General features: G+C 70.7%; 9 protein-coding genes. 7 read left to right on the forward strand and 2 right to left on the reverse strand.

The genetic code is table 11. From position 1 onward, the window contains the following. Positions 1-73: 73 nt before the first annotated feature. The 5 genes from AKH00_RS08745 to AKH00_RS08765 all read left to right on the forward strand — a co-directional run bounded on the left by AKH00_RS08745 (position 74) and on the right by AKH00_RS08765 (position 6,063). Positions 74-1,123, forward strand: coding sequence for a type IV toxin-antitoxin system AbiEi family antitoxin (locus tag AKH00_RS08745; protein WP_152926141.1), 1,050 nt, complete (start codon positions 74-76; stop codon positions 1,121-1,123). Next, positions 1,113-1,955, forward strand: a complete 843-nt coding sequence (locus AKH00_RS08750) for a hypothetical protein (protein WP_050722343.1) — start codon at positions 1,113-1,115, stop codon at positions 1,953-1,955. The genes AKH00_RS08745 and AKH00_RS08750 overlap by 11 nt, the downstream gene beginning before the upstream one ends. A 196-nt stretch (positions 1,956-2,151) precedes the next feature. Then, the gene (locus tag AKH00_RS08755) at positions 2,152-3,474 is read left to right on the forward strand and encodes a flavin monoamine oxidase family protein (protein WP_050722344.1); all 1,323 of its coding nucleotides are present in this window, start codon (positions 2,152-2,154) and stop codon (positions 3,472-3,474) included. A gap of 196 nt (positions 3,475-3,670) precedes the next feature. Next, a complete protein-coding gene (locus tag AKH00_RS08760; protein ID WP_050722345.1) occupies positions 3,671-5,065 on the forward strand; it encodes a hemolysin family protein in 1,395 nt (464 codons plus the stop codon). After that, entirely contained in the window at positions 5,062-6,063 is a 1,002-nt protein-coding gene (locus AKH00_RS08765) for a hemolysin family protein (protein WP_050722346.1), read from the forward strand. The genes AKH00_RS08760 and AKH00_RS08765 overlap by 4 nt, the downstream gene beginning before the upstream one ends. 15 nt (positions 6,064-6,078) lie before the next feature. Here the strand turns inward: AKH00_RS08765 and nhaA are convergent, their stop codons facing one another. Together nhaA and AKH00_RS18145 are read right to left on the reverse strand one after the other, a co-directional pair. Continuing rightward, complete coding sequence (gene nhaA, locus AKH00_RS08770; RefSeq protein WP_050722347.1) at positions 6,079-7,362, reverse strand: Na+/H+ antiporter NhaA; 1,284 nt, start codon at positions 7,360-7,362, stop codon at positions 6,079-6,081. A 66-nt stretch (positions 7,363-7,428) separates the two neighbouring features. After that, on the reverse strand, positions 7,429-7,602 hold the full coding sequence (locus AKH00_RS18145) for a hypothetical protein (protein ID WP_200903829.1): 174 nt from the start codon (positions 7,600-7,602) through the stop codon (positions 7,429-7,431). Positions 7,603-7,688: 86 nt separating this feature from the next. Between AKH00_RS18145 and AKH00_RS08775 the strand changes: the two genes are divergently transcribed. Both AKH00_RS08775 and AKH00_RS08780 read left to right on the forward strand, forming a co-directional pair. Further along, positions 7,689-8,837, forward strand: a complete 1,149-nt coding sequence (locus tag AKH00_RS08775) for an agmatine deiminase family protein (RefSeq protein WP_050722348.1) — start codon at positions 7,689-7,691, stop codon at positions 8,835-8,837. A 208-nt stretch (positions 8,838-9,045) separates the two neighbouring features. Beyond that, on the forward strand, positions 9,046-10,566 hold the full coding sequence (locus AKH00_RS08780; protein ID WP_050722349.1) for an ABC transporter substrate-binding protein: 1,521 nt from the start codon (positions 9,046-9,048) through the stop codon (positions 10,564-10,566).

Consider the following 10,566-nt stretch of genomic DNA (forward strand, 5'->3'; position numbering starts at 1 on the left):
TCGTTTTCTCCACAGATGAATTTTACCGAGTTAAATTGAGAATACCGAGTAAATATCAGTCTAGGATATAACTATGGCATCGCGAGAAAACCCCGCAGTGGCAGCTCTGCTGCGCGTCCTGCCATCGGATTTCCTCGTCGAGCCGCGCGTCGACGCGGTCGACGTCGCCCTCGATTCACGCCGCTGGACGCTTCAGCCGATCTGGGCGGGTGAGGGACTCCCCGCCGACATCCGCCGGGTCCGAAACGACGTCATGCACGGACGCACTGGGATCGACGGTCTCCCCGTCATCGCAGCTCGCCGAATGAGCCCGGGAGCCCGGGAGCTCCTCGACGAATCACAGCTCTCGTGGGTGGATGCGAGCGGACGCGCGAAGATCGTCATTCCCGGGGAGGTCTACCTCGCACGATTCGACCCGGTACCAGGAGATGCCGGACGGCCGTTCACATGGTCCGGAGCCGCGCAGGCCGTTGCGGAGACTCTCTTGACCTGGAGAGTGAGGCAGCGCGACGACGTGCCTGACTCGATCGGCCGGGTCGGCGTGATCGCGGGGGCAGCCGATGTCTCCGTCGCCCATGCGGCGCGAGTCCTTCGGCACTTCGACGAGCAGGGGTACACGGCGAAGACCGGCGCAGAGCGGGGGAGCACCGCGACACGGGAGCTGCGCGATCCCGGACGCATGCTGAGCGACTGGGCCGGGCAGTACGCGCTGAAGGGCATGGCCCCGGCAGTGGAGTTCCATGTTCCTTGGCGTGATCACGACCAGACCCTGTCGATGTTCACCTCTTCCCTGAGCGCGGTGGACTGGGCGCTGACCGGCGCTGCGGCGGCCGATCGCATCGCTCCGTACCTCACCAGCATCCCCACTGTGGACGTGGTCGTGCCGTTCGGTGCTCTGGCGGAAGTGCGTCGACGGCTGTCGAGCGACGAGGACGTGCGCGAGGTGGACCGCGGCGGGCGGGTGAGGGTTTTCACCGTGGACGAGTACCTCCTCGGTCTCGCCCAGGATCAGCGGGGCCTTCGTATCGCGTCGCCGGTGCGCGTGTACGGGGACCTCCTGCGCGAGCGGGGACGATCGGTGGACGCAGCGGAATACCTGAGGGAGGTCGCCATTGGATTCTGAGATCCGCAGCCGTGAAGCCCGGGCCCGCGCGGAGGACGCTCTCGTCCGGTTCGCGCTTCTCGCGGGTGAGCATGCCCGGGACTACGTCGTGATCGGCGGTCTCAATCCCGACTTCCTGGCGAGCAACGCGCCTGTGCCGCATCAGGGTACGACTGACATCGATCTGCTCTTCGCTCTCGGTTTCGATCACGTCGCGGACGCTCCGGACTTCTCCTGGGTGGACGCCGCACTCGAGGCGGGAGGGTTCGCATCGAGGAACGGATGGCGCTGGGACGCCCGGTCGGGGGACGCGAGAATACGTCTCGAGTTCCTGTGCGACGTCTGGGACCATGCCGAGGACACCGTTCCACTCCCGGGCTCAGTCCGAGCGGTGGCGAGCAAGATCGCCGGACCCGCCGCCGCGCTCCACGCACCGGTGGAGCGCCGACTCGCGGTGTCCGCGGGCGTGCGCGCAGACACGCCGGACGCGCCCGAGACGATGATGCTCCGGTTCTCGAATCTCGGCGGCTATCTCCTCGCCAAGGCCGCGGCGGCGCGATCGAGGATGCTCCCGAAGGACAAGTACGACCTGATGTACGTGGCTCTGTACAACGACGCGGGCCCGCGAGAAGCCGCCCGTGCTGTCGCGCGCCAGCTCGCCGCCACGGAGGAGTCGTCCGACCCTGCGGAGATCCGTCGCGTGATGGAGCGCTACCTGGACTCGGCCGGCTCGTGGGCGGGGGTCTTCGCCGAGACGATGATCGCCACGGGCGACACGGCGACGGAAGACCAGCTCCGTGCGGACGCGGCGGAAGGCGCTCGATCGTTCTTGGACGAGCTCGAGAACGCATAGCCGGCTCGTGCGGACGGACAGTCAGCCTTCCCGCAGCCGCCGCGCGCTGGATGGCCTCGTTCGCGGTGCGTGCGGGTGGAGCCCTGAAGAGTTCGCTGGAAGGGACTGCTCGGAAGGTCGACCGGGTCGTATCCTCGGAGGTGACACACGGCCAGCACAGGCCGACCCGATCCGGGTCAGGGAGAAGGGCGCGGCGATGGAGCATGTCGACACGATCGTGGTCGGGGCGGGCGTCTCGGGACTCAGCGCGGCGCGGCTGCTCGCGGATGCCGGTCAGCGCGTGATCGTCCTGGAGGCGCGCGACCGGGTCGGCGGACGCGTGCATACGGACCGCACGGGAGCCGCGACGGACCGTGGGGCGTCGTGGATCCACGGCGTGACCGACAGCCCGGTGGCTGCGGCGGCCGCGGCGTTCGGGATGCCGATGGTGGAGTTCACGGTCGGCGGCTACCAGCCCGACAGCAGGCCCATCGCGTACTACGGCCCCGACGGTGTGCGCCTGAGCGACGAGGCGGCACGCGCGTTCGCTGCCGACGTGCACACGGTCGACGCGACACTGCGCGACGTGATCGCGGAGTCGGCGCCCGAGGCCTCGTACCGGGACGTGACGGATGCGGCGCTCGCGCGGCAGGGATGGGATGCCGAGCGCACGCAGCGCGTCCGCGAGTACCTGGAGCACCGCTCGGAGGAGCAGTACGGCGTGTGGATCGACGACCTCGCGGCGCACGGCCTCGACGACGACTCGATCGACGGCGACGAGGTGGTCTTCCCCGAGGGGTACGACGTGCTGCCGACCCGTCTGGCCGAGGGGCTGGACGTGCGCCTGGACCACGCGGTGACCGCGATCGATCGCCGCGACGGCATCCGCATCCGCACCGCGCACGGCGAGTTCACGGCGGATGCCGCTGTCGTGACGGTCCCGGTCGGGGTGCTGCGCTCCGGGGCGGTCGAGTTCACGCCGCCGCTGCCCGCCGTGAACGCGGACGCCCTCTCGCGTCTGGAGATGAACGCGTTCGAGAAGGTGTTCCTGCGGTTCCCCGAGCGGTTCTGGGACGAGGGCGTCTACGCGATCCGTCAGCAGGGTCCCGAGGGTCGCTGGTGGCACTCCTGGTACGACCTGACCGCTCTGCACGGCGAGCCGACGCTGCTGACGTTCGCGGCGGGGCCGGCCGCCCGCGGCATCCGCGACGGGAGCGACGAGGAGGTCGTCGAGTCGGTGCTCGCCCAGTTGCGCCGCCTGTTCGGCGACCGCGTCGCACAGCCGGTGGGAGTGATCCGCACCGACTGGCAGGACGACCCGTGGTCGCACGGCTCCTACGCCTACATGACTCTCGGGTCGACCACGGCCGACCATGACGACCTCGCGACGCCGATCGACGGCATCCTGCACCTGGCCGGCGAGGCGACCTGGACGGACGACCCGGCGACCGTGCCGGCGGCCATGCTCTCGGGGCATCGCGCGGCCGAGCGCGTGTTGGGGCGCGACGTGCCGATCGAGCGGCTCTGGGCGCACGCCTGATCGACGTGCGCCGGAGAGGGCGGGAATCCCATCCCGATCACAGCATCCACTCGATAAAGTGAACATCGAGCCGTCCGTCGGACGAGCGACTCGCATACGACCCCAGGAAGAGACCTGTGAGCCGTCACCGCCCTGCCCCTGATCAGGAGGGTCGATCTACCGACCCCTTCGTCTTCGTGCGAGGGGGTGAGTTCGGATGCTGGAGGCAGTGCTGACGCTGCTGCTCGGCGTGCTGCTGACGCTGGCGATCATCGCCGCGTGCGGGTTCTTCGTCGCGCAGGAGTTCGCGTACATGTCGGTCGACCGGTCGCGCATGGCGGCCCTCGCCGAGAAGGGCGACGCGCAGGCGGGACGTGTGCTCGCGATCACGAAGCGCACCTCCTTCATGCTGTCCGGCGCGCAGCTGGGCATCACCGTGACGGGCCTCCTCATCGGCTACGTCGCCGAGCCGCTGATCGGCGAGTCGATCGGCACCCTGCTCGGCGGGGTCGGCATCCCGCCCGCCGTGTCGGTGCTGATCGGCACGACCGGGGCGCTGCTGCTCGCCACGATCGTCACGATGATCTTCGGCGAGCTGTACCCGAAGAACCTGGCCATCGCGAGCCCCGAGCCGCTCGCCCGCGCCCTGGCCCTGCCCACCCGCATCTACCTCGCGGCGTTCGGGTGGCTCATCACGGTGTTCGACGTCGCCGCGAACGCGCTGCTGCGACTCGTGCGCATCGAGCCGCTCGAGGACGTCGACGAGAGCGCCACGGCGCGCGACCTCGAGGCCATCGTCGAGGAGTCCCGCGTGAGCGGCGACCTGCCCGACGACCTGTCGATCATCATCGACCGGATGCTGGACTTCCCCGAGCGCGACGTCGAGCACGCCATGGTCCCGCGCTCCAAGGTCGACACGGTCGCGCCGTCGACCACGGTCGCCGAGGTCCGCGAGCTCATGTCCACCGGCCACACCCGGTACCCGGTGATCGGCGACGAGGACATCCCCGTCGGCGTGGTCGAGCTCATCGACCTGCTGCGCCTCGCGCCGGCCGACGGCGCTCCGGTGTCCGACGTCATGCGCCCTCCCGTGATCCTGCCGACGTCGATGCGGCTGCCGCTCGCGCTCGACCGCATGCGCCAGACGCGCAACGAGCTCGCGTGCGTGGTCGACGAGTACGGCAACTTCGACGGCATCCTCACGATCGAGGACCTCACCGAGGAGGTCGTCGGCGAGATCGAGGACGAGCACGACCCGGATGCCGTGGTCGTGGCGGGCGGCGAGGACGGCTGGACCCTCGCCGGCGACGTGCACCTCGACGAGATCGAACGGCTGATCGGGCACGACTTCGCGCCCGACGACGACGCCGAGACGATCGCGGGACTCGTGGTGAGCGCGCACGGCGACCTGCCGCAGGCCGGCGACGTCGTGCGGATCGACCTGCCCGCGAAGGCGGCCGAGACCGTGCAGGGGATCGAGATCGACCGCTGGCTGGACGTGCGGATCGTCGAGGTCGCGCGTCACGTGCCGTCCGTCGTGCACATCGCGCTCGAGGAGTCGGGCGCGGATCCCGACACGGACCCCGAGGCCACGACGGAGGTGGCCCGATGAGCTGGTGGCTGGTCACCCTGATCACGACGGCGCTGATCGTCGCGAGCGCGTTCTTCGTCATCGTCGAGTTCGCGCTGCTCGCCGCGCGACGGCATCGGCTGGAGGCGGAGGCCGACACGAGCGCCTCCGCCCGCTCCGCGCTGCGCGGTCTCAACGAGCTCACCGTCATGCTCGCGTTCGCGCAGCTGGGCATCACGGCGTGCACGTTCCTGCTGGGCGCGATCACCAAGCCCGCGATCGACTACGCCCTGTCGCCCGTGTTCGAGGCGTGGGGTCTGCCGTACATCGCGGCCGACATCATCGCGTTCATGCTCGCGCTCATCGTCGTCACGTTCCTGCACCTCGTGATCGGCGAGATGGCCCCGAAGTCGTGGGCGATCGCGCATCCCGAGACCGCGGCGAAGGCCACCAGCATCCTCGCCCGCGCCCTGACCTGGCCGCTGCGTCCATTCCTGCTGTGGATCAACCGCATCGCGAACCGCCTCGTGAAGGCCTCGGGCGTCGAGCCGGTCGAGAAGGCCGCCGCCGGCGGCCAGGACGTCGACACGATCCGCGAGCTCGTGGCGCACTCGCGCGCCGCCGGCACCCTCGAGGTCGAGTACTCCGAGCCGATCGTGCGGGCCATCTCCCTGCAGTCGCTCACGGTCGGCGAGATCGTGCGGACGGATGCCGCGCCCACCGCCGTGCCTCTCACGGCGACCGTGCGCGAGGTGCAGGCTGTGGCCGCCGAGTCGGGGCACCTCCGGATCCTCGTGGGGGAGGGGGCCGCGGCGCGCGTCGTGCACGTGCGCGACACGCTTCCGCTCGACGCCGCGACCCCGGTGGTGGAGGTCGCCCGGCCCGTGACCACGGTCGCCCCGGGCGCCGGCGCGTACGACACGCTCAGCCGCATGCAGCGTGAGCACGTGCAGCTCGCCGCGGTCGTCGAGGGCGGGGCGCTCGTCGGCGTCGTGACCCTCGACGACCTGCTGCGCGAGCTGCTTCCGGCGACCGTGTGAGCGCCGCCGGCGGGGTCAGCCGATCAGGCCCCGCCGGTAGCGCCCGCTGCGGATCGCGAGGATCGTGCCGCCGATGAGCGCCGCGACGAGCGAGCCCGTGAGCACCCCGATCTTCACGTGCTCGTCGGCGACCGAGGCGCTCCCGAAGGCAAGCTCGCCGATCAGCAGCGACACCGTGAAGCCGATGCCCGCGACGAACGACATGCCGATCAGATCGGGCCAGCGCAGGCTCGGGTCGCGGCGGAGTGCCGGGATGCTCCCGATTCCGAGGGTCGTGAGCAGGATGCCGATGGGCTTGCCGAGCACGAGACCCAGCACGATGCCGAGCGTGATCGGGTCGGCGAACGCCGAGCGCAGACCGTCGATGCCCCCGAGGGGGACGCCGGCGGAGAAGAACGCGAAGACGGGCACGGCGAAGAGCGTCGCGACGACGCCCCAGCGGTCGGCCCAGTGCGGGGCGAGTCCCTCGCGCATGCGCTTCTCGCCCTGGCCCAGGACCACGTGCGCGCGGTCGGTCGGCCGCACGGGGACGGTGAACGCCAGCAGCACCCCGGCCACGGTCGCGTGCACGCCCGAGGCGTGCACGAGAGCCCAGGTCGCGAGAGCCAGGGGCAGCAGGATCCACCAGGAGCGGATGCCGCGCTGCGCGGCGAATCCGAACCCGGCGAGCGGCAGCACGGCCAGTCCGAGCCAGAGCAGGCTGATGTCGTCGGTGTAGACGGTCGCGATGATCGTGATCGCGATGAGGTCGTCGACCACGGCGAGCGTGAGCAGGAACACCCGGAGCGCGGGCGGGAGGAAGCGCCCGACGACCGCGATCACGGCCACCGCGAAGGCGATGTCGGTCGCGGTGGGGATCGCCCAGCCACGGGAGGCGTCCGCGGCGCCGCCCGCGGTGAGCAGCAGGAAGATCAGCGCGGGGGCGATGACGCCGCCGGCCGCCGCGGCGACCGGGAGCGCGGCGGCGCGGGGGTCGCGCAGGCGCCCGGTCGTGAACTCCTCCTTCAGCTCGAGGCCGACGACGAAGAAGAAGATCGCCAGCAGGCCGTCGGCGGCCCAGGCGCCGACGCTGAGTTCGAGGTGCAGCTCGGGGATGCCGAACGTGAAGTCCCGCACGGCGCTGTACCAGCCGGAGGCGGGGCTGTTGGCGAGGATCAGCGCCGCGACGGTCGCGGCGAGCAGCAGCACGCCGGCGGTGACGTCGCTGCGGACGGTGGAGCGGATGCCGCGCCACAGCTCATGCGGCGCGAGGGGGAGACGGGATGACGAATCGGATGACGAAGACGATGACGAAGACACGGAGAGACCTCACGGTGAAGGGGACGCGGGACGGGCTCGATCGCGCGCACCGGCGTCGGTGGCGCGTCAGGGGCCTGGCGGCGGGCAGCCGGCGATCTCGCCGTGCGACAGGGTGCCCCACACGCTCGTCCACCCGTTCGTCCCCGGGTGCATGACGACCTTCGTCCAGGACACCATCGGGGTGGCCGACGGCAGCGACCGCGGCGCGCGTACGGCGCCGGAGATCGCGAGGGAGGGCATGGCACCAGACTACCGGGCGGGCCTGCGAGGGCGCTGGAGTGCGGCATCCGCTATTATTGGATGATATCCAATTCTAGGAGGTCGGAATGTCCGCCATCGAGATGACCCGACGCGGCTTGCTCGTCGCCACCGGACTCGGGATCCTGGGGGCCGGCGTGCTCGGCTGCTCGCCCTCGGGCTCTGCCGGCTCGCAGTCCGCCGCGGGTGCGACCGCCGAGGCGGCGACCCGACGCCTCGGCGCGGAATGGGAGCGGCACGAGCTCACCGTGATGTCGTGGCCGACCCGGCGGATCTGGGGTGCGGACACCGCCGACGTGCGCGCCGACATCGCGGGGATCGCCCGTGCCATCGCGGAGTTCGAACCCGTGGTGCTGCTCGCCTCGCCGGATGACGTGCGCGGCGCGCGGTCGGCCTGCGGGTCGTCCGTGGAGGTGCTCGAGCTGCCCGTCGACGATCTGTGGGCGCGTGACACCGTTCCGGTCTTCGTCGAGGAGGGCGGCGCCGTGCGCGGCGTGGACCTCAATTTCAACGGCTGGGGCGGCAAGCAGCGACACGGCGACGACGGCCGAGTCGCCCGTGGGGTGCTGCGCGAGTTCGAGATCCCGCGCATCGCGACGGATCTGGTGGGCGAGGGCGGCTCGATCGAGACCGACGGCCGCGGCACGCTCCTCGTGACCGAGAGCTCCCTCGTCAACGACAACCGCAATCCGGGGAGGAGTCGAGACGAGGTGGAGGGCCGTCTCATCGAACTGCTCGGCATGCGTCGGGTGATCTGGTTCGACGGCGTGTACGGGGAGGACATCACGGATGCGCACATCGACTCCCTGGTGCGCTTCACCGCGCCCGGCGTCGTGCTGCTCGACGTTCCGGGACCCGGTGCGCCGGACGACGTGTGGTCGCGTTCGACCGCGCAGGCTCGCTCGGTGCTGGGCGCGGCGACGGATGCCGATGGCACCCGCTTCGAGGTCGTGGACCTCCCGCAGCCGGACTTCTCGGAGATCCGCGGCTCCGGCGACGACTTCCTCGCCTCGTACGTGAACTTCTACGTCGGCAACGGCGCCGTGTTCCTCCCCGACTTCGGCGACCGCCGGGCGGACGATCGTGCCCGCGGCATCCTGCAGGATCACTTCCCCGACCGCGAGATGGTGCCCCTGGCGATCGACGCCGTCGCGTCCGGCGGCGGCGGGATCCACTGCGCGACGCACGACCTCCCCGGAGCGCCGCAGGGCGGCTGATCCCCCGTGTCGACAGAGCCCCGTCCGCGCTGCGGACGGGGCCATCCGGCGTGTGCGGGCACGGGCGCTGTGCGTCACGCGCGAACGGTCACGTCGGTGCGGCAGATTCGGGCGGGCGGTTGACAACCGCCTTCGAGCGTCTCAAGATAATTGGATATCATCCAATTTCGCCTCGGGACGATGTCGTCCCGAGAGACAGGAGGCACCGATGGCCCCCTCCCTCACGAAGGCCCTCGCGGCACTGGCGGTCGTGCTGTCCGCGGTCGGCCTCACCGCATGCAACGGCGACGGCTCCGTCCCGCCCGGCGTCGACGGCACCACGCTGCACATCGCGCGGTCGGAGTCGTTCGACGGCTGGGACCCCGACAAGGCCGCCGCGTACTCGACGTACCAGACCCTGCAGGGCGTGCTCGAACCACTGCTGAGGTTCTCCCCGTCCGGCGACGCCGTCGAAGCCGGACTCGCGACGGACTGGAGCTACGACGCAGCCGCCCTCACCTGGACGTTCACGCTGCGCGAGGGCGCGATGTTCAGCGACGGCACACCGCTCACGGCCACCGACGTCGTGTTCTCCGCCGGCGTCTGGGCAGAGGGTCCCAACTACGGAGCGCTGTACGCCAACATCGTCGACGTCACGGCCGTCGACGACCGCACGGTGGTGTTCGCGCTCGCCCACCCCGACAGCACGCTGCCGGTGCTCATGACATGGTCGTCCTCGGCCGTCTTCCCCGCCGACTTCGGCGGCCTCTCCCGCACGGAGTACTTCGCCGCACCGGTCGCCGCCGGGGCGTTCACCGTCGCCGACTGGTCGCCCGGCGGGCGCATCACGCTCGACGCGAACCCGCACTACTACCAGGAGGGGCGACCGTACGTCGACCACGTCGTCGTCGAGGTCGTGCCCGACGCCACCGAGCGCGGCGCGCAGTTCCAAGCGGGTCAGGTCGACATCTCCGAGTACGTCTCGCCCATCGACGCGCCCCAGTACGGGGACGCCCTCGTCGCGCTGCCCGCCAGCCAGATCGAGCACCTGAGCTTCACCACCACCGGGGGACCGCTCGCCGACCCGCTCGTGCGCCGGGCTGTCGCGCACGCGGTCGACTACGAGTCCATCGCGGCCGGCCCGTTCCGCGGCGTCGGCGCCGAGCCCCGCGGCATCCTGCCCCCGAACCTCGCGAACTGGGCCCCGCCCAGCGAGGAGCCGTTCCGACGCGATGTGGAGGAGGCGCGACGACTGCTCGCCGAATCGGGGGCCGAGGTGACATCGCTCGAGCTCATCTACGACGCCGGGAACCCCACAGACCATCTCGTGGCGCAGATCCTCGAGCAGGACCTCGCCGAGATCGGCATCGACCTCGGCCTCACCGCGCTCGAGACCGGCGCGTTCCTCAGCCGCGCCTACGGGCTGGACGCCGACATGGTTCTCTGGTCGTACGGCGCGGTGTCCCCGGACATGGTCGACCCGCTCGGCTGGATCACCGGCACGTCGTGGCTGTTCAGCGGATTCGAGACCGACACCGTCACGCAACAGTTCTTCGCCTACGGCGCCACCGAGTCCCCGGAGCAGAAGCAGGCGATCATCGCCCAGGTGCAGGACGACGCGTTGCGCGGGGCGCAGGCGATCAGCCTCGCCGAGTTCCAGGTGCAGCACGCCGTGAGCGAGAGCGTCTCGGGCTTCGCCCCCGCCCCCTGGGGCATGTACTACTGGGACACGATCCGGGTGGGGGAGTGA

Source organism: Microbacterium sp. GCS4, assembly GCF_001262495.1.
In the GTDB taxonomy this organism is placed as follows: domain Bacteria; phylum Actinomycetota; class Actinomycetes; order Actinomycetales; family Microbacteriaceae; genus Microbacterium.

Excerpts from the sequence above, each read along its gene's own strand:
- AKH00_RS08760 (WP_050722345.1), top strand. The coding sequence starts at position 3,671 with ATGCTGGAGGCAGTGCTGACGCTGCTGCTCGGCGTGCTGCTGACGCTG.
- AKH00_RS08775 (WP_050722348.1), top strand. The coding sequence starts at position 7,689 with ATGTCCGCCATCGAGATGACCCGACGCGGCTTGCTCGTCGCCACCGGA.
- AKH00_RS08765 (WP_050722346.1), top strand. The coding sequence starts at position 5,062 with ATGAGCTGGTGGCTGGTCACCCTGATCACGACGGCGCTGATCGTCGCG.
- AKH00_RS08780 (WP_050722349.1), top strand. The coding sequence starts at position 9,046 with ATGGCCCCCTCCCTCACGAAGGCCCTCGCGGCACTGGCGGTCGTGCTG.
- AKH00_RS08755 (WP_050722344.1), top strand. The coding sequence starts at position 2,152 with ATGGAGCATGTCGACACGATCGTGGTCGGGGCGGGCGTCTCGGGACTC.
- AKH00_RS18145 (WP_200903829.1), bottom strand. The coding sequence starts at position 7,602 with ATGCCCTCCCTCGCGATCTCCGGCGCCGTACGCGCGCCGCGGTCGCTG.
- AKH00_RS08745 (WP_152926141.1), top strand. The coding sequence starts at position 74 with ATGGCATCGCGAGAAAACCCCGCAGTGGCAGCTCTGCTGCGCGTCCTG.